General features: G+C 64.0%; 29 protein-coding genes. 17 read left to right on the forward strand and 12 right to left on the reverse strand.

Annotated elements, in window-relative coordinates; translation table 11 throughout:
• Nucleotides 1-12: 12 nt before the first annotated feature.
• Both FEV53_RS00815 and FEV53_RS00820 read right to left on the reverse strand, forming a co-directional pair.
• A complete protein-coding gene (locus FEV53_RS00815) occupies nucleotides 13-1,005 on the reverse strand; it encodes a hypothetical protein (protein ID WP_142832912.1) in 993 nt (330 codons plus the stop codon).
• A 146-nt stretch (nucleotides 1,006-1,151) separates the two neighbouring features.
• Nucleotides 1,152-1,352, reverse strand: coding sequence for a SlyX family protein (locus FEV53_RS00820; protein ID WP_142832913.1), 201 nt, complete (start codon nucleotides 1,350-1,352; stop codon nucleotides 1,152-1,154).
• 68 nt (nucleotides 1,353-1,420) lie between these two features.
• Between FEV53_RS00820 and hisS the strand changes: the two genes are divergently transcribed.
• Genes hisS through hisG form a run of 3 tightly spaced genes read left to right on the forward strand, consistent with a single transcriptional unit; the run spans nucleotide 1,421 to nucleotide 4,655 of the window.
• On the forward strand, nucleotides 1,421-2,890 hold the full coding sequence (hisS, locus tag FEV53_RS00825) for a histidine--tRNA ligase (protein ID WP_142832914.1): 1,470 nt from the start codon (nucleotides 1,421-1,423) through the stop codon (nucleotides 2,888-2,890).
• Complete coding sequence (locus FEV53_RS00830; protein ID WP_142832915.1) at nucleotides 2,887-3,966, forward strand: ATP phosphoribosyltransferase regulatory subunit; 1,080 nt, start codon at nucleotides 2,887-2,889, stop codon at nucleotides 3,964-3,966. Before hisS ends, FEV53_RS00830 begins: the two co-directional genes overlap by 4 nt.
• Entirely contained in the window at nucleotides 3,966-4,655 is a 690-nt protein-coding gene (gene hisG, locus FEV53_RS00835) for an ATP phosphoribosyltransferase (RefSeq protein WP_142832916.1), read from the forward strand. The genes FEV53_RS00830 and hisG overlap by 1 nt, the downstream gene beginning before the upstream one ends.
• Nucleotides 4,656-4,725: 70 nt before the next feature.
• Here hisG and FEV53_RS00840 read toward each other — a convergent pair whose 3' ends face one another.
• Together FEV53_RS00840 and FEV53_RS00845 are read right to left on the reverse strand one after the other, a co-directional pair.
• The gene (locus FEV53_RS00840; protein WP_142832917.1) at nucleotides 4,726-5,466 is read right to left on the reverse strand and encodes a Bax inhibitor-1/YccA family protein; all 741 of its coding nucleotides are present in this window, start codon (nucleotides 5,464-5,466) and stop codon (nucleotides 4,726-4,728) included.
• A gap of 134 nt (nucleotides 5,467-5,600) precedes the next feature.
• Nucleotides 5,601-6,566 (reverse strand): NADPH:quinone oxidoreductase family protein, encoded by a 966-nt coding sequence (locus FEV53_RS00845; RefSeq protein ID WP_142832918.1) that lies wholly within the window; start codon nucleotides 6,564-6,566, stop codon nucleotides 5,601-5,603.
• A 162-nt stretch (nucleotides 6,567-6,728) separates the two neighbouring features.
• Between FEV53_RS00845 and FEV53_RS00850 the strand changes: the two genes are divergently transcribed.
• From FEV53_RS00850 to FEV53_RS00860, 3 genes are all read left to right on the forward strand, one after another.
• A complete protein-coding gene (locus FEV53_RS00850) occupies nucleotides 6,729-7,088 on the forward strand; it encodes a helix-turn-helix domain-containing protein (protein WP_142832919.1) in 360 nt (119 codons plus the stop codon).
• 96 nt (nucleotides 7,089-7,184) lie between these two features.
• Nucleotides 7,185-7,982 (forward strand): histidinol-phosphatase, encoded by a 798-nt coding sequence (gene hisN / locus FEV53_RS00855; RefSeq protein ID WP_142832920.1) that lies wholly within the window; start codon nucleotides 7,185-7,187, stop codon nucleotides 7,980-7,982.
• 75 nt (nucleotides 7,983-8,057) lie between these two features.
• A complete protein-coding gene (locus FEV53_RS00860; protein WP_185962042.1) occupies nucleotides 8,058-8,555 on the forward strand; it encodes a CAP domain-containing protein in 498 nt (165 codons plus the stop codon).
• Nucleotides 8,556-8,561: 6 nt separating this feature from the next.
• Here FEV53_RS00860 and guaD read toward each other — a convergent pair whose 3' ends face one another.
• Complete coding sequence (guaD, locus tag FEV53_RS00865; RefSeq protein ID WP_142832922.1) at nucleotides 8,562-9,842, reverse strand: guanine deaminase; 1,281 nt, start codon at nucleotides 9,840-9,842, stop codon at nucleotides 8,562-8,564.
• Nucleotides 9,843-9,991: 149 nt separating this feature from the next.
• Here guaD and mgtE point away from each other — a divergent pair, with 149 nt between their 5' ends.
• A complete protein-coding gene (gene mgtE, locus FEV53_RS00870) occupies nucleotides 9,992-11,374 on the forward strand; it encodes a magnesium transporter (protein ID WP_142832923.1) in 1,383 nt (460 codons plus the stop codon).
• A complete protein-coding gene (locus FEV53_RS00875; protein WP_142832924.1) occupies nucleotides 11,371-11,931 on the forward strand; it encodes a 5-formyltetrahydrofolate cyclo-ligase in 561 nt (186 codons plus the stop codon). Before mgtE ends, FEV53_RS00875 begins: the two co-directional genes overlap by 4 nt.
• A gap of 6 nt (nucleotides 11,932-11,937) precedes the next feature.
• Here FEV53_RS00875 and FEV53_RS00880 read toward each other — a convergent pair whose 3' ends face one another.
• Together FEV53_RS00880 and FEV53_RS00885 are read right to left on the reverse strand one after the other, a co-directional pair.
• Nucleotides 11,938-12,387 (reverse strand): copper chaperone PCu(A)C, encoded by a 450-nt coding sequence (locus FEV53_RS00880; protein WP_142832925.1) that lies wholly within the window; start codon nucleotides 12,385-12,387, stop codon nucleotides 11,938-11,940.
• Between the two features lie 42 nt (nucleotides 12,388-12,429).
• Entirely contained in the window at nucleotides 12,430-12,747 is a 318-nt protein-coding gene (locus tag FEV53_RS00885; RefSeq protein ID WP_142832926.1) for a hypothetical protein, read from the reverse strand.
• Nucleotides 12,748-12,824: 77 nt separating this feature from the next.
• Here FEV53_RS00885 and FEV53_RS00890 point away from each other — a divergent pair, with 77 nt between their 5' ends.
• Entirely contained in the window at nucleotides 12,825-13,631 is an 807-nt protein-coding gene (locus FEV53_RS00890) for a TIGR00282 family metallophosphoesterase (protein ID WP_142832927.1), read from the forward strand.
• 67 nt (nucleotides 13,632-13,698) lie between these two features.
• Here FEV53_RS00890 and FEV53_RS00895 read toward each other — a convergent pair whose 3' ends face one another.
• From FEV53_RS00895 to ccmI, 3 genes are read right to left on the reverse strand one after another with little or no spacing between them, the layout of a single operon-like run.
• Entirely contained in the window at nucleotides 13,699-13,929 is a 231-nt protein-coding gene (locus tag FEV53_RS00895) for a DUF1289 domain-containing protein (RefSeq protein ID WP_142832928.1), read from the reverse strand.
• 15 nt (nucleotides 13,930-13,944) lie between these two features.
• Entirely contained in the window at nucleotides 13,945-14,421 is a 477-nt protein-coding gene (gene ruvX / locus FEV53_RS00900) for a Holliday junction resolvase RuvX (RefSeq protein ID WP_142832929.1), read from the reverse strand.
• Entirely contained in the window at nucleotides 14,418-15,626 is a 1,209-nt protein-coding gene (ccmI, locus tag FEV53_RS00905) for a c-type cytochrome biogenesis protein CcmI (RefSeq protein WP_142832930.1), read from the reverse strand. The genes ruvX and ccmI overlap by 4 nt, the downstream gene beginning before the upstream one ends.
• 169 nt (nucleotides 15,627-15,795) lie before the next feature.
• Between ccmI and FEV53_RS00910 the strand changes: the two genes are divergently transcribed.
• The 8 genes from FEV53_RS00910 (at nucleotide 15,796) to lhgO (ending at nucleotide 23,692) form a co-directional block, all read left to right on the forward strand.
• Nucleotides 15,796-17,040: a sarcosine oxidase subunit beta family protein gene (locus FEV53_RS00910; protein ID WP_142832931.1), complete on the forward strand. Its 1,245-nt coding sequence runs from the start codon at nucleotides 15,796-15,798 to the stop codon at nucleotides 17,038-17,040.
• Between the two features lie 19 nt (nucleotides 17,041-17,059).
• Entirely contained in the window at nucleotides 17,060-17,389 is a 330-nt protein-coding gene (locus FEV53_RS00915) for a sarcosine oxidase subunit delta (protein WP_142832932.1), read from the forward strand.
• The gene (locus FEV53_RS00920) at nucleotides 17,389-20,331 is read left to right on the forward strand and encodes a sarcosine oxidase subunit alpha family protein (RefSeq protein WP_142832933.1); all 2,943 of its coding nucleotides are present in this window, start codon (nucleotides 17,389-17,391) and stop codon (nucleotides 20,329-20,331) included. The genes FEV53_RS00915 and FEV53_RS00920 overlap by 1 nt, the downstream gene beginning before the upstream one ends.
• Complete coding sequence (locus FEV53_RS00925) at nucleotides 20,324-20,884, forward strand: sarcosine oxidase subunit gamma (RefSeq protein ID WP_185962045.1); 561 nt, start codon at nucleotides 20,324-20,326, stop codon at nucleotides 20,882-20,884. Before FEV53_RS00920 ends, FEV53_RS00925 begins: the two co-directional genes overlap by 8 nt.
• A 90-nt stretch (nucleotides 20,885-20,974) precedes the next feature.
• A complete protein-coding gene (locus tag FEV53_RS00930; protein ID WP_142832935.1) occupies nucleotides 20,975-21,574 on the forward strand; it encodes a superoxide dismutase in 600 nt (199 codons plus the stop codon).
• Between the two features lie 69 nt (nucleotides 21,575-21,643).
• Entirely contained in the window at nucleotides 21,644-21,949 is a 306-nt protein-coding gene (locus FEV53_RS00935; RefSeq protein ID WP_142832936.1) for a hypothetical protein, read from the forward strand.
• Between the two features lie 115 nt (nucleotides 21,950-22,064).
• Complete coding sequence (locus FEV53_RS00940; RefSeq protein WP_142832937.1) at nucleotides 22,065-22,484, forward strand: universal stress protein; 420 nt, start codon at nucleotides 22,065-22,067, stop codon at nucleotides 22,482-22,484.
• On the forward strand, nucleotides 22,481-23,692 hold the full coding sequence (lhgO, locus tag FEV53_RS00945) for an L-2-hydroxyglutarate oxidase (protein WP_246100694.1): 1,212 nt from the start codon (nucleotides 22,481-22,483) through the stop codon (nucleotides 23,690-23,692). The genes FEV53_RS00940 and lhgO overlap by 4 nt, the downstream gene beginning before the upstream one ends.
• Before the next feature lie 6 nt (nucleotides 23,693-23,698).
• Here the strand turns inward: lhgO and gpt are convergent, their stop codons facing one another.
• A complete protein-coding gene (gene gpt, locus FEV53_RS00950; RefSeq protein WP_142832938.1) occupies nucleotides 23,699-24,220 on the reverse strand; it encodes a xanthine phosphoribosyltransferase in 522 nt (173 codons plus the stop codon).
• A 10-nt stretch (nucleotides 24,221-24,230) separates the two neighbouring features.
• Nucleotides 24,231-24,845, reverse strand: coding sequence for a LysE family translocator (locus FEV53_RS00955; protein ID WP_142832939.1), 615 nt, complete (start codon nucleotides 24,843-24,845; stop codon nucleotides 24,231-24,233).
• Between the last annotated feature and the right edge of the window lie 31 nt (nucleotides 24,846-24,876).

Genomic DNA, 24,876 nt, shown 5'->3' on the forward strand with positions numbered 1-24,876 from the left:
AGAGTGGCTCTATCACAGACGGAACTGCACGATATCCTCTAAGAGCTGTTCGAACTCCTCGAGCGATGCGGCCGTCTCGACCCTTAGCTCGACATCATCCTCGTTAATTTCCTGATCGCTGTAGACAACCAGTCGGGAGACGGTCTCGTCCAGTTCGCCAGTCGCGTCAAAATTGATCACAAACGATCCCTTGAACTGCCCCCGATCCTCATCGAAGCTCACGTCAGAGCTGACGTCAAAGTCCGGCAGGCCCGCATCCGGAGCGGTGACCAGTGACACGATGATGTTGTCTTCATCGGGGTTATAATCTTCGATAACCGTGGAGGTCACTGCGCTGTAAAAACGGTTATCAACCGAGTCCGGATAGGCACGGAAGAATGCGATTTGTTGGGCGTAAAACTCCGGGTCAGGGAAAATCGGGACTACGCCGGTTTGTTCCGCGCTGTGTGCAGCCTCATACTGCTCTGCCGTCGGCAGTGGCGAAAGTATCACGAAAGTGTCCGAGCCTTCACCACCCGTCATCCGGGCCGCGCCGTCCGTCCCCTGGGGCATATTAATTACGTCACCGATGATCAGGAGATCGTCGCCGCCCTTACCGTCGAGGTAATAGGTGTCGCGATCCCTGCCCTCGGGGCCATCCCCATAGCCGACCAACGTGTCGTCTCCGTCAGTCCCATCGATTTCGTTGATGAAGTCCAACGTGGCAAGACTGTCGTCGCCATCGTTGCCGTCCGTCTCCGCTGTGTTCATTCCGGTGTCGTCCTGATCGCCTGTGACGTCGTCCTCCACGTCATCAGCGGCATCGTCAATCAGGCCTGCGACGTCATCCTCTGCATCGTCGATAATGTCGTCGAGATCGTCGTCATCGACGATCGTATCAGCATTGTCTTCGATCAGCTCGAATGCATCGTCATCATGATCGTCATCATGATCGTCATCATCATCAAATAACGTGATGCCGAGGATCGCTGCTCCGAAGATTGCGAGGATCAGCGGGTCCAGCATGGTGTCTTACTCCTGATTATTCGTCACTCTCAGAACTTTTGCATAACCGCCAATTCCCTGCAACTAATGGTTTAGTTGTCTCGACGCACGCCCGTCGACTGACTCGCATGGGGTACGTTTTTTCATGTGTGATTTTCAGCGACACGTCACCAGTGGGGCGGGCGTTCGTCGCCGAGGAATACGCCGCCGGTCGCCTCCGCCTCGCGGCCCCGCTCGCGATCCAGCAAGAGCGTGATCTGTGCTTCGAGACGCGCGATCCGGGCGGCCTGATCGGCGACAACGTCGCTCAGCTCGTCATTGGCACGGATCAGATGCGCTAGCTTTTCCTCGAGTTCGTCGGTTTGCATCGGGTGCTCCTGCTTGCCCTCGCGCCCCCGTTGACCTAGACGAGCGGCGCAAGCCAGAGGGGGCTCTCATGGCCAAACCGAAAAAGCAACCACGTCCCAAGGCAATTACGCCCAAGGGGTTCCGCGACTATTTCGGGTCCGAAGTGACCCGCCGCCAGGAGATGCTGGCTCAAATCGCGCGGATTTACCATCTCTACGGGTTCGATGCGCTGGAAACCTCCGCTGTTGAGACGGTCGAAGCGCTGGGTAAGTTCCTACCCGATGTGGACCGCCCGAATGAGGGGGTGTTTGCGTGGGAAGAGGATGGGGACTGGCTGGCCCTGCGCTACGACATGACGGCGCCTCTGGCCCGTGTCGCGGCGCAGTACCGGCAGGATCTGCCAAGCCCCTACCGCCGCTACACGATGGGTCCTGTCTGGCGCAACGAAAAGCCCGGTCCGGGGCGGTTCCGGCAGTTTTACCAATGCGATGCGGATACGGTGGGTTCGGCGTCGATGGCGGCGGATGCGGAGATCTGCGCCATGCTGGCGGATGTGCTGGAGGCCGTGGGCATCGCGCGCGGCGACTACATCGTCCGGGTGAACAATCGAAAGGTTCTGAACGGTGTGATGGAGGTCGCAGGCCTCGGCGCGCCCGAGCAGGAGGCTGAACGCGGCATCGTTCTGCGCGCGATTGATAAGCTTGACCGGCTCGGCAAAGACGGCGTCCGCGCGCTGCTGGGCGAAGGGCGCAAGGATGAGAGCGGCGACTTTACCAAGGGCGCCGGACTGTCGGATGACCAAGCCGACGTGGTGATCGGCTTTGTCCATGCGCGCCGCGAGACGGGTGCCGAGACGCTGGCGCGTTTGTCGGAACTGGTCGGCCCCTCGGATGTCGGGCGGCAGGGCGTCGATGAGCTCGGCCAAATCGCCGAGCTGCTGGAGGCGCAAGGCTACGGGCCGGATCGGATTGTGATCGACCCGTCCGTGGTGCGCGGCCTCGGCTACTATACCGGGCCGGTCTATGAGGCCGAACTGACCTTTGAGATCCTCGACGAGAAAGGCCGCCCGCGGCAGTTCGGATCTGTCGCCGGGGGTGGGCGCTACGACGATCTGGTCAAGCGTTTCACCGGGCAGGAAGTGCCTGCTACGGGGGTTTCCATCGGCGTGGACCGCTTGCTGGCCGCGCTGACTGCCAAGGGGCGGTTCGAAGGCACTGAGGACGGACCTGTGGTGGTGACCGTCATGGACCGCGCGCGGCTCGCCGACTACCAGTCCATGGTCGCGCAATTGCGCGCGGCGGGGATTCGGGCGGAGCTCTATCTGGGCAATCCGAAGAACTTTGGCAATCAGTTGAAATACGCCGATAAACGCGCGGCGCCCATCGCGGTGATTCAGGGCGAGGATGAGGCCGCGCGCGGTGTCGTGCAGATCAAGGATCTGAAACTCGGCGCGCGTCTGGCCGCCGAGCTCAGCCATGAGGAATGGAAGGACCAGCCCGCGCAGGTCGAGATCCCGCTGGAGCGGCTGGTGGACGAGATCCGGACGCGTCTGGGATGACAGAGCCGGTCTCGAAATCAGCCGAAAAGGCCGAGGCCGCGCGTTTCCTCGCGGCCTTTGTCGAGGCGGGGGCGACGCCGGTCGAGGCGGATGTGCTGTTACCTGCGGAAACGCTGCTCGACCTTTACGGCGAGGATATCCGGGCCCGCGCCTTCACCACCCATGGCCCCGATGGCGAAGCGATGCTGCGCCCGGATTTCACCGTGCCGGTGGTGCAGATGCACATGGCCCGCGGTGGCGAGCCCGCGCGCTACGCCTATGCCGGCGAAGTGTTTCGCCAGCAGATGCCGGACTCGGATCGGTCTGCGGAGTATCTGCAGGCAGGGTTCGAGCTGTTTGGCGGAACGCCGGAAGTCGCTGATGCCGAGTGTTTCGCGCTGTTCCATCGCTTGCTGGCGCCCCTTCGGCCCCGGGTGATGACCGGCGATATCGGGATCCTGACAGCGGTGGTGCGAGGGCTCTCGACGACCGAGGCGCGCAAGACCGCGCTCATGCGTCACCTCTGGCGCCCGCGCCGGTTCCGGTCGCTCATCGACCGCTATTCAGGCCGCGTGCCCTTGCCCGAGGGACGGCGCAAGGTGCTCGATGCCTGCGATCCGTTTGAGGGTGCCGGGCCGGAATTGGGCCTGCGCAGCCGGGCGGATGTGGAGGCGCGCCTGGCCACGTTGCGGCAGGAGCTGGAGACGCCACCCCTCTCGGAAATCGAGACCGGGCTGCTGGATGACCTCTTGTCCCTGCGGGAGATGTCCGACGTGGCGCTGGGGCGGCTTCGGGATCTGGCGGTGGATATGCCGTCGCTTTCGGCCTCGGTCGAGGGGCTTGCGCGTCGGCTCGATGCGCTGGACGCGGCGGGGATCTCGCCGGAAACGCTGCCCTTCGAGGCCAGTCATGGGCGCTCGACGATGGAATATTACGACGGCTTCGTGTTCGCCTTTTCGCTGCCCGGACGTCTTGATCTGCCGCCTATCGCCACGGGCGGGCGCTATGACGCGCTGACGGCGGTGCTGGGGCAGGGACATGCGACCCCGGCGGTGGGTGGCGTGATCCGGCCCGCGCTGACACTGGAGGCGGAGTGATGCTGAAGATCGGTGTCCCCTCCAAGGGACGGCTCATGCAAAAGACCTTTGACTGGTTCAGCGCCCGCGGCCTGACGATGTCCAAGGCCGGAACCGAACGTGAATATTCGGGCCGCATCGACGGGATTGAGGATGCCAGCCTTGTGTTGCTTTCGGCCAGTGAGATCCCGCGCGAACTCGCCGCCGGCCGCATTCATCTGGGCGTCACAGGCTCGGACCTGGTGCGCGAGACGCTGGCCCATTGGGAGGACCGGGTCGAAGAGCTTGCCCTCATGGGCTTTGGCCACGCGGATCTGGTGATTGCGGTGCCGTCCTTTTGGGTCGATGTGGAAACGCTCGACGATCTGGACGCGGCGGCGGCGGCGTTCCGGCGGCGCCATGGCCATCGCCTGCGGATCGCCACGAAATACCACCGGCTGGTGCGGGATTACCTGAGCCAGCACGGGGTCGCGGATTACGTCCTGGTGGACAGTCAGGGCGCGACCGAAGGCACCGTGCGCAACGAGACCGCTGAGGCTGTGGCGGATATCACCTCGACGGGCGAGACCCTGCGGGCGAACCATCTCAAAATCCTCTCCGGCGGCCCGGTGCACGCCAGTCAGGCGACGTTGTTCCGGTCGCGCACGGCCTGCTGGAGCCCAGAGGCGAAGGCCAACCTCAAGGCGATCCGGGAGCGCCTCAAGGCCTGAATCAGATACATCGTTACGAAAAAAGGCCCGCCGGATCGGCGGGCCTTCGTCATTTAAAGGGGCTGCGTTGTTACTCGCGCTGGCCCATGAAGCTCAGCAGGAACATGAACAGGTTGATGAAGTCGAGATAGAGGTTCAGGGCCCCCATGATCGCCGACTTCGCCAACCACTCGCTGTCCATGGCGTGGGCGTGCTGGATGTAGTCCGATTTGATCCGCTGGGTGTCGTAGGCGGTCAGGCCTGCAAAGATCAGAACACCGAGCACCGAAATCGCGAAAGCCACGGCGGAGGAGCCGATGAAGATGTTCACGATCGACGCGATGATGATGCCGATCAGGCCCATCATCAAGAAGGTGCCCATGCCCGACAGATCTTTCTTCGTCGTGTAGCCATAGAGCGACAGACCGGCAAAGGCGGCTGCGGTGGCGACGAAGGTCTGGACGATGGACATGCCGGTGTAGATCAGGAAGATGGAGCTGATCGACAGGCCCATCATCACGGCGAACGCGTAGAAAAACACCTGCGCGGCGCCCGCCGACAGACGGTTGATCGCAGCGCCGAAGGCAAAGACCATGATCAGCGGTGCAAACATGATGAGCCACTTCAGCGGCGACGTGTAGATCGCGGCCCCGAACTGGGTCAGCTGACCATCGACAACCGCAAGGCCCGATACAGCCCAAGCCGCCGCGGCGGTGATGACCATCCCCACGGACATGATGCCGTAGACCTTGTTCATGTGGGCGCGCAGGCCCTCGTCGATCGCCGCCGTCCGGGCACCGGCCCGGGAGCTGATCGTCTGATATTCTGCCATGTATACCTCCAACCGGTTATGCATCAGGCGGTTGCCCACCTGTCTGGCGTATATATTGGGAAGGGGGGCGCCCTGTTCAAGGGATTTGCGCCCGCAGTTGATACCGCTCGCGGTTTGTCGCAGTGGGTTCTGGCTCAGTCACCCATGGTGACCACGACCTTGCCGGTGGATTTGCGCGCCGCCAGCGTGTCCAGCGCTTCCTGAGCCTGCGCCAGCGGAAAGCGGTGGCTGATATGGGGCGAGAGTTTTCCGTCTTCATACCAGCGGAAACACTCGGCCAGACTGTCGCGGATCGCCTCGGGCCGGAAGGTCGCATAGGCGCCCCAATAGAATCCGATCACATCAATGTTTTTTACAAGCAGATGATTGGCTGCGAGTTTCGGCACTTCGCCACTGGCGAAGCCGATCACCAGCAGGCGCGCCTCGGGGCGGGCGGCTTTGAGGGCCGCGGTCGTTGTTGCGCCTCCAACCGCATCGTAAATCACGTCCACGCCCCCCAGAGTCTTCAGCTCGGCCGTGAGATCGCAATCGCTGCTGTCGATGAGGTGATGTGCTCCGGCCTTACGGGCGACCTCCAGCCGGTCGGCGCCGCGCGCGACAGCAATAACCTCCGCCCCCAGCGCGCGCGCTATTTCTACGGCCGTCAGTCCGACACCACCCGCGGCCCCCAGCACGACCATGCGCTCCCCGGCGGAAAGTCGCGCGCGGCGGGTCAGCCCAAGATGGGATGTTCCGTAGGTCACGAGGAAGCCTGCCGCTACGTCAAGCCCCATCCGATCGGGTAGGGGGACCGCTGAAGCTGCATCGAAGACCCCATACTCAGCGAGGCCGCCCTGACCCGCATTGAGTGCAACGCGGTCACCGACGGACAGGCCGACAACGTCAGATCCCAAGGCCTCAATGGTTCCCGCGAGCTCCATTCCGAGTGTCATTGGCAAGGGCGGAATCGCCTGATAAGTGCCCTTTATGGTTAACAAGTCTGCGAAGTTGAGCCCGCAGGCGGCGATTCGCACGAGGATCTGTCCCTGGGCGAGATCGGGCCTCTCAATCTGCTCAAGCCGAGCCGGAGAGGTATGGTCATGGATACGAAAGGCTAACATGCCTTAGTCGTATGGATCATTTACCCACCCGGCAAGAGCGATCCGGATTAGCCGACTTATCCGAAAGAGATATTAACCTGTCCGAATACGTCATTGTCTCAATACGTGTATTGGGTTGTATTCACACAACCCGGCGAAAAGTCGAAGACAAGGAAAACAACAATGACTCATCCCGTAGATGTGCACGTGGGGTCTCGTGTGAGGCAACGCCGGTGGATGACCGGCATGACGCAGCAGCAACTTGCCGAAAAGGTCGGCATCAAGTTTCAGCAGATCCAGAAATATGAAACCGGCATGAACCGCATCAGCGCTTCCCGTCTGTGGGATATCGCTGCTGCTCTCGATGTACCGGTGGCTTTCTTCTTTGAAGGGCTCGACGATAAGCAGGGCGACGCCGAAGAGACGAAGGATATCTTTGCAGAGCGTGAGGCTTTGGAACTGGTTCGCTCTTATTATGCGATCCCCGAAGCGCAGCGCCGTCGGCTGTTTGACCTCGCGAAGGTCCTGTCTGACGTCGCCTGACCCTGGCGGCGCCCGGACCGGGCGCGGCCCATAGACATTGCATGACCTCGACAGTTCCGGCTACGGCTCGGGCAACATAACTGTCGAGGTCACGCCATGTTCACCCATGACCCCAATCTGATTGCCGAACTGACGGATGTTGCCAAAGCGCTTGCCGATGCGGCGGCCGTTGAGACGTTGCGCCATTTCAGAGCTCTGGAGGACGTGGAGAACAAGCTTTCCAAGGGCTTTGATCCCGTCACGGAAGGAGACCGCGCGGCCGAAGCGGCCATGCGCGCTATTCTTGCCGAGCGACGCCCTGACGACGGGATCATCGGCGAAGAATTGGGCCAAAGTCACGGGTCAACCGGGTTTGACTGGGTTCTTGATCCGATTGATGGCACCCGAGCTTATCTTGCCGGTGCCCCTGTCTGGGGGACGCTGATCGCGGTGTCTGATAGCCGTGGGCCTGTTCTTGGCGTGATTGATCAACCTCATATCGGCGAACGATTTGTGGGCACGCCTGAAGGTGCCCGGTATCGAGGTCCGGATGGAGCGCGACGCATCTCGACCCGAGGACACCGCCCTCTGGCTGAGGCGATCCTGCTCTCGACCTTTCCCGAGATCGGCACCGAGGAGGAGCGCGCTGCGTTTCGGCGGGTCAGCGAGGTCGCGCGGCTGACCCGCTACGGACTCGATTGCTACGGCTATGCGCTTTTGGCGATGGGGCAGGTGGATCTCGTGATCGAGGCGGGTCTGAACTCCTACGATATTCAGGGCCCAATGGCAGTTGTGCAAGCTGCCGGTGGAATCGTGACGACCTGGAGCGGAGGTAATGCTGCCGCGGGTGGTCAGGTGGTTGCTGCCGCGAATCCCCAGATCCATGCCGAAGCGATCGCGCGGCTCGCTGGTTGATTTCACCCGTTAGGGTGATCTCAATCTTTCGGAACAAGTTTACCCAAGTGGCTGTTCAAACTTGGGATGAAGACTATGACAACACGTTATTATTCTGTTTCGCTGGCAGCCGTGGTTGGGTCGCTTCTTACGCTTGGGGGCTGTGTGTCGACGGGGGGCGGCACGACCGCTTCGGCAGTCGATGTGAGCAAAGCCCCCGCAATCGCCGTGGGCAGCGATGCGATCACGCAACGGCTGAATGCCGTGCGGGCGCAATACGGGGCGCCGCCGATTAGCCGAAGCCCGAAGGCTGATCAGGCCGCTCAGCGGCATGCTCAGGACATGTATGCCAACAATTTCTACGACCATCACGGCAGCGATGGCTCGACCCACACCAAGCGTTTGCGCCGCAGCGGCTGCAAGGGGGGCGCCGAGAATATCGCCGAAGGTACCTGGCGTGACCCGAATACGGTGGTCGAAGGCTGGCTATCCTCGCCGAAGCACCGGCAGAACATTTTGTATCCGGCGGTGCGGAATTACGGGCTGGCGAAATCCGGGACCAAGTGGGTGATGACGCTGTCGGCGGGGTGTTGAGCGGCGTCAGGCCCGCCGCTCTCCCGCAACCCATACACCGGAAACGGCCCGGTCATCGCCCATCATGATCGTGGGAAAGACGGCTTGCCAGATGTCGTCGGCGCGGGCGGCGCGCTGGGCAATGGCGGGGGTCGAGGCGAGGTCAAGTGCGATCAGATCTGCCGCGCTGTCCGGCGTTAGCATCCCGACCTCTTCCGACATATGCAGGCAGCGGGCGGAGCCTTCGGTCGCCATCCAGATCAGCTCGGCGGGATGCAGGATCTGCCCCGCGAGTTGGCTGACCTCGTAGGCGGCGGCCATGCTTCGCAGCATCGAGAAGGACGATCCCCCGCCTGTATCTGTGGCGAGTCCTATGGGGATTCCTCGTTCGGCGAGGCGTCGGGCCTGAAACAGTCCCGATCCGATGAAGGTGTTCGAGGTCGGGCAATGGATCAGCGCAGCGCCTGCCTCGCTCAGCCGCTCGATCTCTCGCGGCTCCAGATGGATGGCGTGGCCAAAGACGCCGCGCCCGCCGAGCAACCCCGCCCGCTCATACGTGTCGAGATAGTCGCGGGCCTCGGGATACAACTCCCTGACCCAAGCGATCTCGTCCACCTGCTCGCTCAGATGGGTCTGCATCAGGCAATCGGGGTGGTCTTGCCACAGCGAACCCAACGCCCTGAGCTGTTCGGGCGTCGAGGTGGGCGTAAAGCGCGGCGTAATCGCGTAGCGCGCCCGACCGCGTCCATGCCACCGGTCCAGCAGCGCCTTACTGTCGGTGACGGCGCTCTCGATCGTATCGCGCAAATTCTCCGGGGCGTTGCGGTCCATGCAGGTCTTGCCCGCTACCACCGCCATGGCCCGCGCCTCTGCCGCCTCGAAAAAGGCGTCGACGCTGGCGGGGTGGATCGTGCAGTAGCTGGCCAGAGTCGTCGTACCGTGGGCCAGAGCCAGATCGAGGGTCAGATCGGCCTGTGCTCTCGCATATGCAGCGTCGCTGAATCGCGCCTCTTCGGGGAACGTGTAACTGTTCAGCCAGTCGATCAGCCGCTTGCCCCAGCTCGCGATGATGCCTGTCTGGGGATAGTGCATATGCGCATCGACAAACCCCGGCAGCAGGAGCGCGTCACCCATATCGATGACCTCCGCCGGTCCCGGCGTCAGATCGTCGCGGGCGCCCACAGAGATGATGCGCCCGCCGTCGATGTCGATGGCGCCACGGGCGATGTGGATCGCGGACGCGTCGATGCCAAGCTCGAACGGGTTGCCATGATAGTGCAGAATCTGTCCCAGTAATCGCGTCGTCATGACCGGCCCTCCGTTCTGCATCCTGCATAACGCAGTCAGAGGGCGGGGCGCCATCTGTTCCGTGTGGTGGAAATTTCGCGTCAAGCGGGTGGCACCGGACGTTGGCCTGCTCTACACGCAGGGCACTGCCTGATAGACGGAGGTCCGCAATGTCCGAGATCGAACTCGCTGCCGATGCAGAGGATGACGTCTATGCGCTGGATCGCGAAACGATCCGCGAGGTCCGGGCGGCCGTAGAAGCTGAGGATCAGGCGGCGCTTCTCGCGGCAATGGAGCCCATGCACCCCGCCGACGTGGCTGACCTTCTGGAACAGCTCGGGAGCGGTGAACGGCGCGAGCTGATCGCGCTCCTTGGCGACGAGTTTGACGGCGACATTCTGTCAGAACTTGACGAAGGCCTGCGTGAAGAGGTCATCGACGCGCTTAGCCCCGAGGTTCTGACCCAGGCCGTTCGCGAGCTCGAATCGGACGACGTCGTGGACCTGCTCGAAGCGCTTGACGAGCCGGAACAGCAGGAGACCATCCTCGACGCGCTGGAGGGCAGCGACCGTCTGGCTGTCGAGCAGGCGATGAGCTTTCCGGAGAACTCCGCCGGTCGTCTCATGCAGCGGGAAGTGGTTGCCGCGCCAGAGCACTGGACCGTGGGTGACGCCATCGACTTCATGCGCAGCACGCTCGATCTGCCGGAGCAGTTCTACCACATCATCATCGTCGACCCCCGCTACCGGCCGATTGGCTATGTGACGCTGGGCAAGGTCATGTCCTCGGATCGGGTGACGAAGCTGGTGGATGTCCAGGAAGAAAGCTTCCGCACCATTCCCTTCGATCAGGACGAAGAGGACGTGGCCTATGCGTTCAACCAGTATCACCTGATTTCGGCGCCGGTCGTGGATGATGACGGCCGGCTGGTCGGGGTCATCACCATCGACGACGCCATGAACGTGCTCTCCGAGGAGCATGAAGAAGACCTTCTGCTGCTCGCCGGTGTCGGTGACGAATCCATTGCGGACCGGACGTTGCAGATCGTGCGGCAGCGATTCCCGTGGCTCTTGGTGAACCTTGGCACGGCGATCCTCGCCTCCATCGTGATCGCCCAGTTCGAGGACGTGTTGCAGGCGGTGGTGGCTCTGGCCGTGCTCATGCCCATCGTGGCCTCCATGGGCGGCAATGCGGGAACCCAGTCCATGACCGTGGCCGTGCGCGCGCTGGCTACCCGCGACCTCACCGGCTCCAACGGCTGGCGGGTTGTGCGACGCGAAACGCTGGCGGGGCTGCTGAACGGCATGGCCTTCGCGATCATCGTGGGCATCGTGGGGCTGGTCTGGTTCGGGATGCCGATGCTGGGCGTGGTCATTGCGCTGGCCATGGTGATCAACCTCGTGGTGGCCGGGCTGGCCGGTGTGCTGATCCCGATCATCCTCGACAAGGTCGGGGTGGATCCGGCGCTGGCTTCCGGGACCTTTGTGACCACGGTGACGGATGTGGTGGGCTTTTTCGCCTTCCTCGGCCTCGCCGGAGCGATCCTGCTGTGAGCGACATTGCCGCCGTAAAGGCTGCTGCGCGCAAGGCCGCGTTTGCCCGGCGTGCAGAGGATCATCGGCGGCTCGGGGCCGTGGTTGCGCCCGCGCTCACTCGTCTGGCCGAGGCGCTCGACGGGGCCGGGGGTCCGGTCGCGGTCTACTGGCCAATACGGACGGAAATCGACCCGCGTCCGGTGTTGAAGGACCTGTCGACTCAAACGTGCCTGCCCGTCGTGCCGGGCCCGGACCAGCCCTTACGGTTTCGCACATGGTCGGACGGCGACGCGATCGAGCCCGCCAGTTTCGGCGTTCCGGTTCCCGCCACCGGCGACTGGCTCCGGCCCCGCACCCTGATCGTGCCGCTGCTGGCTTTTGACCGGCGCGGCTACCGGCTGGGCTATGGCGGCGGCTTCTATGATCGGACGATTGCGGAGCTCTCCGGCCTCCATCCTTTGCGCTGCATCGGCTTTGCCTATGATGCGCAAGAGGTGGAGGCCGTGCCGGTCGAGGCGACGGATCTGCCCCTCGACCTGATTGTTACCCCGACCCGGACGATCCGGGTCGGGTGAGGGGCGTCATTCGGGGCGCGGGATCACGGTAAACGTCACCGGCACCGCGCCTGCATTCTCAAATTCCAGCGTCACCGTGATGTCATCGCCCTCGGTCATAGGGGAATCGAGCTTTATGAACATCACGTGGTAGTCACCGCGCTTGAAGACGACGCTCTCACCCGCGGGGATATGGATGGCGTCCTGATGTTCCATCTTCATCACCCCGTCCACGTTCATCGAGCGGTGGAGCTGGACCATGGGGACGTCCTCGCTGGTCACGTTGACGAGGGTGTCATCGGTCTCGCCCGTGTTTTCCACCAGCATGTATCCCCCGGCGGCCTTGGCCATGGGGGGCGTGGCGTAGATCACCGGGTCGGAGATCCTCAGCGCACTGGCGTCATCGGCCATGGCGGCGAGCGGCAGGAGGGCAGGCAGGGTCAGCGCCATGAGGCGACTGGAGAATCGGGTCATCATATCTCTGGTCCTTTTGCGATAGGGTCTCGGAAGCGCAAAGGATCAGAGCGGCGGTCCCCGGGGCCAGGTCGCGGAGATCACGGCGGGCACTGACGTCGCATGGAAGTCCGGTGTGTAGGCGATCGGCGCGACGGCAAGGGAGTGAGGTTCGGCACGGTCAGTGACCGGGACCCAGAGGCTCGCCATCACCGCGCAGGGGGAGGCGTGTGACGGCTCATCCGGGTTGTGGGAGTCCGACACGATCACCACTTGCCCGCCCGCACAGAGCGCGATGCCGCCCGGCGCCACCAGTGCCACGGCAAGGGCGCTGGTCAGCAGGATCTGGCTCGCGACGAGCAGGGAGATCACCCGGTGCATCATGTCTCCGGTCTGCGCCTCTCGCGCGGCCGCTGCAAGATGATCTTGCGCCGCACCGGCAGGCGTCCTAGCAGACGGTCATGCGGATCTTGTTTCTTGGCGATGTGATGGGCCGCTCCGGACGGACGGCCATCGGGCAGCACCTGCGCAATCTGCGCGAGGAGCTGAATGTGAGCTTTTGCGTGGTGAACGGCGAGAATGCCACCAATGGTGCGGGCCTCTCTGCGGCCCATGCCAAAGGCATTCTTGAGGCCGGCGCGGATGTGATTACGCTGGGCGACCACGCCTTCGACCAGAAGGAGATGATGCAGTTCTGCGAGGCTGAGCCAAGGATCGTGCGACCGCTAAACTTCTCCAAGGCGGCGCCGGGGCAAGGTGCGCGCGTTTTCGAGGTGCAGGGCGGTGCGCGGGTGCTGGTGGCACAGGTGCTGGGGCAGGTCTTTATGAAGCGCCCCTTTGACGATCCCTTCTCGGCGGTCGAGCGCGCGCTGAAAGCCGCGCCGCTGGGCGGGGCGGTGCAGGCCACGCTCGTGGATATGCATTGCGAGGCGACCTCGGAGAAGATGGCCATGGGCCATTTCTGCGACGGGCGCGCCTCGATCGTGGTCGGCACCCATACCCATGTCCCGACGGCGGATGCGATGATCCTGCCGGGCGGCACCGCCTATCAGACCGATGCGGGGATGTGCGGCGACTATAACAGCGTGATCGGCATGCAGAAGGACGAGCCCATGCGGCGGTTCCTGACCGGGATGCCCAAGGCGCGGTTTGAACCGGCCAAGGGCGAGGGCACTCTGTCGGGGTTGCTGGCCGAGATTGACCCGAAGACGGGCAAGGCTCTGTCCGTTCAGCAGATCCGCCGCGGCGGTCGGTTGTCTCAGAGCTGAGCAGGAGCGGTTGCGGGACGTGAGACGTCCCGCGATGTCGCGATTTTGCGCCGCAAAATCGGGGCCCTCAGGCGACCCGGTTGCGGGCACGACCCCCGCGACGTTGGGACAGGAGCGGACGACGCTCCTCAAGACGGTCCATGATCTCACGCCTGGCCTCGGCGGTCATCCGGCCCCAGCCCGCGATCTCGTCGAGGGTGCGGAGACAGCCGGTGCATATGCGCGCTGCGGGATGCACCACGCAAACCTTGATGCACGGGCTCTCGATCTCGTCCCGTTTCCAAACGGTATCTTCCATGTCCGCCCCCGTCGCTCAAATCCGGGCCAGCCGGTCCAGCGCCCCTTGCAAAATGTAGCCCGCAGCCACCTGATCGACCACCTCGGCCCGACGCGCGCGGGAGGTGTCCGCCTCCAGCAAAGCGCGCTCGGCCGCCATGGTCGACATCCTCTCGTCCCAGAAGGCCAGCGGCAGGTCAAGCTGTCCCGTCAGATTGCGGGCGAACGCACGGGTGGACTGGACCCTCGGCCCCTCGCTGCCATCCATGTTCAGCGGCAGACCAAGGATGATCCCGGCGATGGACCGTTCGGCGGCCAGCGCGATGATCCGCTGGGCGTCGAGGGTGAATTTCTTGCGCCGGATCACTTCCAGAGGCGAGGCCACGGAGCGAAAGCCGTCCGATACCGCGACGCCAATGGTCTTTGTCCCCAGATCGAGCCCCATCAGCGCGCCATTGGCGGGCAGGGCGGCGGCAAAGGTGGTCAGATCGTCATGCACGGTGGCGCCGGTCATTCGGCGAGCCCCGCATCCCGTGCGGTCTGTTCGATCAGCTGAACGGCCTCGGGGCTGGCGGCAAACACCTGACGGGCCTCCGCGACGATGGCTTTGGCCCGGTCGGTTTCGCCCAGCACGCCGAGCGCGCGGATCAGGCGTGCCCATTCGTCCGGGCTGCCGCCTTCCGTCGCGAGGCGTTCCGACAGTCCGTCAACCATGCTTCGGATCATCTGCTGCCGCGCCTCGGGGTCCATCTCCGCTGCCGCCGCCATATCACTGGCATCCGGACCGGGAGCGGTGGCAGGTGGATCATAGCGCACCCCGGCCAGCATCGCGATCTCTCCGATCTGCCCCCGGATGGCTTCGGCGACAGGTGTGCCAGCGGGCTGTGTCTCCAGCACCGGGCGCCAGAGCGTGAAGGTCATGTCCGGGCGGCCGATCTGTGCCAGCGCGAGGCCCTTATAATAGCGCGCACGGGGATTTTCGAGGTCGACCGCGAGGATCGAATCGAGCCGTTGTTCGGCTTCGGTCGAGACGATGCCTCCGGCGGCATAGATCCGCAGCTCCACCGCGTCTGTGGCATCTTCGGTGGTGGCCTTGTCGCCTTTCAGCTCCAGCACACGATCCTGCGCCTCCGCTGCGGCGGCAAAGTTCATCAACCGGGCTTCGTTGCGCGCGAGCAGGGTCCAGCCTTCGAGATCGTCAGGCCGGTCGGCCATGGTCGCCCGCAGCCGCTCCATCAGTTGCGTGAAATTCGGGTCGATCTCTTCGGCATCGTCGGGGCGGGCGGCTGCCACGCGCTCCTCAAGTTCGGCCTGTGACGGGCGGCTCTCGCGGAGTTTCTGGGCCTGTTCCAGCCGGGTCGATAGCGGCAGGTCAGGCACACCCGGCGCCCCGATCCAAAAATAGACGCCCGCCGTCCCGGCCAGCACCAGCAAAGCGGCGATCGCCGCGCCCACGCGGCCCGGACCTTTGCGCCCCTGAGGCCCCGCCTCGCGCGCTTCGGCCTCCAGCAGACGACGGGCGACCTCGGTTCGGGTGCGCGTGGCCTCATCTTCGGTCAGCACGCCCCGCGCCAGATCGCGCTCGATCTCGTCCAACTGGTCGCGATAGACGACCATATCAGGCGACACGGCCCCATCTCTGCGGTCGCGCAACAGCGTGAGCGCGATGGGGATAAGACAAAGGGCGGCAAGCGCGAAGGCGATGATCCAGAACAGCATAGCATCCCTCTAGACCGTTCCTTTGCCGGGAGGAAGCGGTTGAGACAGGGTGCCGCGCCGGCGATGTCGCAAATCTTGTTGAAGATGCCGCTCAGACGCAGCAAACGGGCCGGGCCGGGGCTATGCCAGAGCCGACCGCGCGCCGCCGGATCGAGGAGGGACCCCCCGGATGACACGTTATTCCGCCTTTGCCATCGCCAAACAGGCCATGCGCCATCACATGGGCTGGGACCGCGCTTGGGCCAGTCCCTCTCCGAAATCCCATTATGATGTTGTGATCGTGGGCGCCGGTGGCCACGGTCTCGCAACGGCGTATTGGCTGGGGCGCAAGCACGGTATCACCAACGTCGCGGTGATCGAGAAAGGGTGGCTCGGGGGAGGCAACACGGGCCGCAACACCACGATCATCCGGTCGAACTACCTTCAGGACCCGTCAGCGGCGCTCTATGAAAAGAGCCGCTCGCTCTTTGAGACCATGTCGCAGGACCTGAACTACAACGTCATGTTCAGCCCCCGTGGCGTGTTGATGCTGGCCCAGACCGAACACGAGAAGCGCGGCTATCTGCGCACCGCCCATGCCAATATGCTGCAAGGGGTCGAGACGCGCTGGATCGGCCCGCAGGAGGTCAAGCGCATCTGCCCGATCATGAATATTGACGGGCCGCGCTATCCGGTCCTCGGCGGCCTCTGGCAGGAGCGGGCCGGGACCGCGCGCCATGATGCGGTAGCCTGGGGCTACGCGCGCGCCTGTTCCGACATGGGCATGGACATCATCGAGCAATGCGAAGTCACCGGCGTCACCCGCGACGGCGACAAGGTCACCGGCCTGTCGACCACGCGCGGCGAAATCGGCTGTGGCAAGCTCGGCATCGTTGTGGCGGGCCATTCGGGGCGTCTGGCGGAGATGGCGGGGTTCCGTCTGCCGGTCGAATCGGTGCCGTTGCAGGCGCTTGTCTCCGAGCCGATCAAGCCCTGCATGGATATCGTCGTCATGGCCAACACGGTGCACGGCTACATGTCCCAGTCCGACAAGGGCGAGATGGTCATCGGCGGTGGCACGGACAGCTTTAACGGCTACCACCAGCGCGGGTCGTTCCATCACATCGAGGAGACGGTGCGGGCACTGGTCGAAACCTTCCCGATGATCTCGCGGCTCAAAATGCTGCGCCATTGGGGCGGCATCGTGGACATGACCGGCGACCGCTCGCCGATCCTGTCGAAAACGCCGGTCGGGAACTGCTTTATCAATTGCGGCTGGGGCACGGGCGGCTTCAAGGCCACGCCTGGCTCGGGCTGGGCCTTTGCCGAGCTGATGGCCAAGGGGCATTCGCCGCTCACCGCCGAGTTCGGAATGGAGCGTTTCCGCGAAGGCCGCTTCATCGACGAATCTGTCGCCGCCGGCGTCGCCCACTGACCTCTGAGGGGATATCACCATGTTGAGACTTCACTGCCCCAATTGCGGTGTGGATTGTGACGAGACCGAGCTGAGCGCGGGCGGCGAGGCCCATCTGACGCGCTTTGGCCCCGGCTCGGAGGATGACGACTTCGAGAGTTATCTCTTTATGCGCAAAAACCCCAAGGGCGTGCATTTCGAGCGCTGGCGCCATGTCATGGGCTGCGGCAAGTGGTTCCATGCGGCACGCAACACGGTCAGCCTGCGGGTCTACGGGACGTACCCTGCGCAGGTCACCGCACCGCCTGAGGCGTTGCTGGCGGAAATCGACGCCGTCGAGCCTGGCTGGCGCAATAAGGAGGAGGCGTGATGGCCCATCGTCTGGCAACCGGAGGTCGCCGCATCGACCGTTCGCGCCGTCTGGGGTTCTCCTTTGACGGACAGTCGCTCGAAGGGGTGCAGGGGGACACGCTGGCCTCGGCGCTGATGGCCAACGGGCAGGTCCTGATGGGCCGGTCGTTCAAGTATCACCGTCCTCGCGGCCCGGTCACCGCTGGTCATGAAGAACCCAACGCGCTGGTCGGTCTGGGGCAGGGCGGGCGGTTCGAGCCGAACGCCCGCGCGACGACGACCCCGCTCCATGAAGGGCTGCGTGCGCAGTCCCAGAACCGCTGGCCGTCGCTGAAATTCGACGTGGGGGCTGTGAACGCAAAGCTGTCGCGCTTCCTGCCCGCGGGCTTTTATTACAAGACCTTCCTCTGGCCCGCATCGTTCTGGCACAAGGTCTACGAGCCGATCATCCGCCAGTCCGCCGGTCTGGGCCGCCCCCCCGAGGGGTCGGACGCGGATCGTTACGAGCATTTCTATCACCACAACGATGTGACCATCGTCGGCGGCGGTGTCGCGGGTCTGGCCCGGGCACTGTCGGAGGCTCAGGACGGCAAGCGCGTCCTGCTGATCGATCAGGACGACCGCTGGGGCGGGCGCGCACTGACCGACGGGATGCGCGACGGCGCGACCATTGACGGCCAGAGCGCTGAGACGTGGGTTGCCGATGCCGTGGCCCGGCTGGAAACGATGGAGAACGTGACTCTGCGCCTGAATCTGCAGGGCACCGGCGTCTATGACCACGGCTGGATGACCGCCTATGAGCGGATCAGCGACCACCGGCCCGGTACCGAAGGCCCGCGTCATCGCCTGTGGAAGATACGCACCGGCCATATCGTCACCGCTACCGGCGCCATCGAGCGGCCTCTCGCCTTTGCGGGCAATGACCTGCCGGGGGTGATGCTGGCCTCGGCCATGCGGGATTTTCTCGATGATTTCGGTGTCGCTGTGGGCTCCAAGGTCGTCGTGGTCACCAATAATGACGACGCCTATCGCACCGCGCTGGCGCTCCATGAGGCGGGCGTGACCGTGCGCGCCGTGGTCGATGCGCGGACCTCCGTCACCGGCGCGCTGCCAGGACAGGTGCGGGATGCGGGGATCGAGATCGTCACCGGATCGGGGGTCAAAGCCACGGGCGATCAGGTCGTGCGCAGTGTCGAGCTTTGCGCCATTGGCGGGGACGGCACCTCGAAAGGGCGGATCTCCTGCGACGCCGTCGCCATGTCCGGCGGCTGGTCCCCGGTACCGCATCTGTGGTCCCATTGCGGCGGCAAGCTCCTCTGGGACGACGCGCGGGCGTTCTTCTACCCTGATGCAAACCGCCCGCCGCTGGGTGCCGATGGCGGCGCAATGGTCTCGGCCGAGGGCGCGGCTGCGGGGGATCTGACCCTGTCGGCGCTGACCCAAGGCCCCGAGGAGGCGCCCATGCGTCCCGTCTGGATCATGCCGGAAAAGGCGGGTCCGGAGCTGCGGACCAAGATGTTCCTCGACTACCAGAACGACGTGAAGGTGTCGGACATCCAGCTGGCGGCGCGGGAGGGCTTCATCAGCGTGGAGCACGCCAAGCGCTACACCACGCTGGGCATGGCGACAGATCAGGGCAAGCTCAGTAATATCAATGGTTTGGCGGTCCTTGCTGATGCAAGAGGTGAGCCAATCCCGACCGTAGGGACGACAACCTTCCGCCCTCCCTTCACGCCGATCTCCATGGGATCGATTGCGGGTGAGGCAAGGGGTGAGATCTTCCAGCCGCTGCGCCGTACACCGATCCACGCTTGGCATGAGGAAAACGGCGCCGATTTCGAGCCCGTGGGCCAGTGGCGTCGTCCCTATTGCTACCTGCGTCCGGGTGAGGATCGCCACTCCGCGGTAAAGCGCGAAGTGCTGAATGTCCGCAGCAATGTGGGCCTGCTGGACGCCTCGACGCTGGGCAAGATTGTGGTGAAGGGACCTGATGCGGGCAAATTCCTCGATCTGGTCTATACGAACATGATGTCCACGCTGAAGGTCGGGCGGTGCCGCTACGGGCTGATGTGCTCGGAGAACGGCTTTCTGATCGACGATGGCGTGGTGGCGCGGCTCTCGGAAGACAGCTACCTGTGCCACACCACCACCGGCGGCGCGGACCGGATTCACGCCCATCTGGAGGAGTTCCTGCAGACCGAATGGTGGGATCTGCAGGTCTACACGGCCAATGTGACCGAGCAATGGGCGCAGATCGCGGTGGTCGGCCCCAATGCCCGCAAGGTGCTGGAGAAACTCGGCGGCATGGATCTTTCGAAGGACGCGCTGCCCTTTATGGCCTGGGCCGAGGGTGCGCTGGCCGGGATCCCGGCGCGGGTCTTCCGCATCTCCTTCTCGGGGGAATTGTCCTATGAGGTCGCGGTTCCTGCCAATCAGGGTCGCGCGCTTTGGGACAAGCTGTTGGAGGCGGGCGCGGAATTCGACATCCAGCCCTATGGAACAGAGGGGCTGCACGTGCTGCGCGCCGAGAAGGGCTTTATCATGATCGGCGACGAGAGTGACGGCACGGTGATCCCGCAGGATCTCGGCCTGAACTGGGCGATCTCGAAGAAGAAGGACGACTTCATCGGTAAGCGTGGGCAAGAGCGGTCGCATATGACCGATCCCGACCGCTGGAGGCTGGTGGGGCTGGAGACGCTCGATGGCTCGGTGCTGCCAGATGGCGCCTATGTGGTCGATGAGGGCGAAAACGCCAATGGTCAGAGGAACATGCAGGGCCGCGTGACCTCGACCTATTACAGCCCGACCCTTGACCGGGGCATCGCCATGGCGCTGGTCCGTCGCGGGCCGGAGCGGATGGGCGAGGTGCTGGAAATCCCCGGCACCGATGGCCGCAGCTATAAGGCGCGGATCTGTGATCCGGTCTTCTACGACAAGGAAGGAGTGCGGCAGGATGTCTGATCTCGCAACACCGCTGAACGGGCGCCGCGCCGTGGGCTATGTCACCGTGTCGGAGGATGCGCCCCGGGGGATGATTTCCCTGCGCGGCGATCTGTCCGACGGGGGCATCGCAGAGGCCGTGCGCGCCGTGACGGGAGCCAATCTGCCGGAGCCGCTGGGCCTGACCGCCGGAGAGGCCGGGCAGGTGGCGTGGATGTCGCCCGATGAGCTGCTGCTTTTCGTCGCTCCGAACCAGACCACAGACGCGCTGACCGGTCTCAGGTCCCGTCTTGAGGGCGTGCACCACCTGGCGCTGGACGTCACCGACATGCGGGCCGCGTTCCGGCTTGAAGGGCGTGGAGTGCGCGAAGTGCTGGCCAAAGTGACGCCGGTGGACATGCAGACCCTCGCGCCCGACACCGTTCGGCGCACGCGCCTTGCGCAGGTCGCGGGAGCTGTGTGGTTATCGGATGAAGAAACCGCGCATGTGGTTTGCTTCAGCTCCGTGGGCACTTATGTATTCGACGTGCTCGCCACGAGCGCGGCACCGGGCGGCGAGGTCGGCGTCTTCTGATCTCTCTGCGGCCCTGCAAAGGGCTTGATTTTATGTTGTTTGCGCGGCCACAAGGGGCGCGTATGTAGAATTTTACACGGAGGACCCAGAATGGCGTTCGAACTCCCCGATCTTCCCTATGCCCATGATGCTCTTGCTGCCAAAGGCATGAGCCAGGAAACCCTCGAATATCATCACGATCTCCACCACAAGGCTTATGCCGATAAGACCGCCGAGCTGGTTTCCGGCTCCGAGTGGGACGGCAAGTCCATCGAGGAGATCATCAAGGGCACCTACAATGCTGGCGCCGTGGCCCAGTCGGGTCTGTTCAACAACGCGTCCCAGTACTGGAACCACGTGCAGTTCTGGGAAATGATGACCCCCGACGAGAGCAAAATGCCGGGCGAGCTGGAAAAGGCGCTGGTCGAGAGCTTTGGTTCCGTCGACGCGTTTAAGGACAAGTTCTCCGCCGCCGGTGCCGGTCAGTTCGGCTCCGGCTGGGCTTGGCTCGTGAAGGACACTGATGGCGGTCTGAAGGTCACTTCGACCGAGAATGGCGTGAACCCGCTCTGCTTCGGTCAGACCGCTCTGCTGGGCTGCGATGTGTGGGAGCACTCCTACTACATCGATTTCCGCAACAAGCGTCCGGCCTACCTGACGAACTTCCTCGACAATCTCGTGAACTGGGAAAACGTCGCCTCGCGCCTGTAATCTCATTGCGATACTGACGAATGGGGCCGCGCCGGTGGGATGCGGCCCTGTTTCTTTGGAGGACATGCGATGCTGATCCAGATGGACGGGCTCCCGGCAGAAACGCTGGCGATCTTGCGCGCGCCCGTGGGTTTGCCGGCGGGAATGGCGTTCCAGCCGGTCTCCATGGAGGCGGTGCTGGGGCAGGAGGACAGCTATCGGGTGATCGCCTCGGTCGCCCTGACTGAACATGCCGTGACAGCGGATGTGGCGGAGTGGATCTGGGCTCAGATCGAAGACGCTGCACCCCTCGTGGTCAAGATCGGTGCCACACGCGCCCGGATCGGCGAGGCGGCTGCACTGGCCTGGGTTCTGGACCGGGAGCGTGACGGCTGAGGCCATCGGTTTGGAAATCGGGGCGGAGTTCTCTAGGCTGAGGACAGCGCGATGCGGGCTCCGATTCGGAGCGCGGGTCGGTTGCTGAAATTGAATTGTCCCGAGGAGAGCGCGTATGTTCCGCAAAATCATGGTTCCGGTAGATTTGGCACACGCAAAGGCGTTGGAGCGCGCCATCGGTGTCGCCACGACCCTCGCGGGACAGTGGAATGCCCCGATCACCTTCGTGGGCGCGACGTCGCCGGAGCCGGGGCCGTTGGGACACAACCCGCAGGAATACGCAGCCAAGCTGGACGCCTTCGCCGCTGACATTGCGGCGCGGGACGGGGTGACCGCCGACGCCCATGCGCTGACCCTGAACGACCCGACCGCCGATCTGGACAAGGCGCTGGTCAAGGCGATCTCCGAGACAGGCGCGGACCTTGTGGTCATGGCGTCGCACGTGCCCGGGCTGGCGGAATATGTTTGGCCGTCCCATGGCGGAGCCGTGGCGCGCCATGCGACGGCCTCGGTCTTCGTGGTCCGGCCTGCGTGAAAGCCATCACGGATATTCTGATCGTCGGCGGTGGCGTTATCGGTGTCGCCACCGCGCTGGAGCTGCAATCCCGCCTGCCGGACAGCTCCATCACGCTGCTGGAGAAGGAATCCGAACCTGCCCGTCACCAGTCCGGGCATAATTCCGGTGTCATCCATGCGGGTGTCTATTACGCCCCCGGCAGCCTCAAGGCGCGGTTCTGCCGTGAAGGCGTCGCGGCGACCGAGGCGTTCTGCTCTGAGCATGGCATTCCCTTTGATCGGACGGGTAAGCTGATCGTCGCCACGAGCGAGGCCGAGGTCACGCGGATGGAGGCGCTCGGGCTCCGCGCGCGTCAGAACGGCATCGTCATTGAGGATGTGGACGAGGCGGGGTTGCGGAAGATGGAGCCCCATATCAGCGGGCTCGCGGCGCTGTATTCTCCCTCCACCGGCATCACCGATTACGGGCGGATGACCGAGGTGATGGCGGAGCTCTTTACGGCGCGTGGGGGCGAGATCCGCTACGGAGAACGGGTTATCTCAGGCGAGGAAACCGCCGCCCATGTCACAGTGACCACTGACCAGCAGAGCTATCAGGCGGGGAGGGTGGTGACCTGTGGCGGGCTCCACTCTGACCGGCTGATCCGGGCCTTTGGGCAGGAGCCGGGCTACCGCGTCGTTCCATTCCGGGGGGAGTTCTATCGGCTGATGAACCAGCCCGAAGACCTCGTTAGCCACCTGATCTACCCGGTTCCCGATCCGGAGCGTCCCTTTCTCGGGGTGCATCTGACACGCAAGATCAGGGGTGGATTTACCGTTGGCCCCAACGCCGTTCTCGCGTTCAAACGCGAAGGCTACCGCCTGCGGGACCTGTCGCTGGGGGATACGGCGCAGACCCTCAGCTATGGCGGGTTCTGGCGGATGCTGGCGCAGAATGCGGGATCGGCGGCGTCGGAACTGACTGCTTCGGTGTCAAAGCGGGCGTATCTGGCGCGGATCCACAAATATTGCGCGCGGGTCGAACTGCGGGATCTTGCCCCGTACCCAGCCGGGGTTCGTGCGCAAGCCATCGCGCCGGACGGGCGGATCATCGACGATTTTCTGTTCGTCCAGTCGGAGCGTTGCCTCCATGTGGGCAACGCCCCGTCGCCTGCCGCGACCGCCTGCGTGCCCATCGCACGGCACATCGCAGGGCAGGTCCTCCGCGAGGCGCCTGCAGCAGCGTGATTGGGCTCAGTCCTGACCGCGATAAGGCGGGACGTATTGCAGACCCATATCCCAGGGGAAAAAGATCCACGTGTCCTGACTGACCTCGGTGATGAATGTATCTACCTGCGGGCGCCCCTTGGGCTTGGCATAGACCGTGGCGAAATGGGCTTTGGGGTACAGCTCGCGCACCAGTTCCAGCGTGCGGCCCGAATCTACCAGATCATCCACCACGAGGATGCCTTCGCCGTCACCCATCATCCCGGCATCGGGGGCCTTGAGCACCTTCGCTTCGCGCTGGTTCTGGTGGTCGTAGGATTTGACGCTGATCGTATCCACATGACGGATGTCGAGCTCCCGGGCGACGATCATCGCCGGTGCCATGCCGCCCCTTGTGATCGCAACGATCGCGCGCCAGCCGCCCCCCTTTTCGCCCGCATCGCCGTCGGGACCCATCCCGTCGAGCCGCCAGGCCAGCGCCCGTGCGTCCCGGTGCAGCTGGTCCCAGCTGACGTGAAAGCCTTTTTCGTGGGGAAGGCGCTCGGTCATGTTTGTCTCCTCAGGTGAGGGCCACTTTCAGCCCCAGAAGTCCCAGAATGCTGCCCATGCCACGGTCGAGCCACACCTTCGCACGCCCATAGGCGGCGCGCGGGTGGGGCAGCGAAAAGGCACGGGCGACGATCACATACCACAAGGTTTCGACCCACAGAATATTGGCCAGCACGATGGCCTTATCCGAGGCGGTCGCGGTGACGGGCATCACGCCGACGAAAACGGCGCCGAAAAAGATGGCGGGTTTCGGATTCGCGATTTGCGTGGCAAGGCCCAGACGCACTCCGGAGGCCATGCTGCGGGGCGAGGCGTCGGCGCTGCTCGCCGGCATCGGGTCACTGGCGTGACGCCACATCTTTACGGCCAGCCAGATCAGAAACAGCCCGCCACCTATCTTCAGTACGAGAAAGAGAGGGGGCATCAGGGTGAAGAGCAGTGTCAGACCCGCTAGCGCTGCAAAGGCCCAGATCGCCGCACCTATGCCAAATCCCAGTGCCAGCGCAGCCGCCGGACGAAATCCCTGTGAGATCGCCGTGCGCACCGACAGAACGAAGGATGGTCCCGGAGAGATCGCGGCCATCAGATGTGCGAGCGCCACTCCGAAAAAGGCGGCGAGGCTCATGCCTCACCGCCTTTGGGTATGTCGATGAATT

This window comes from Palleronia caenipelagi (assembly GCF_007004065.1).
GTDB classification, from domain to species: Bacteria; Pseudomonadota; Alphaproteobacteria; order Rhodobacterales; family Rhodobacteraceae; genus Palleronia; species Palleronia caenipelagi.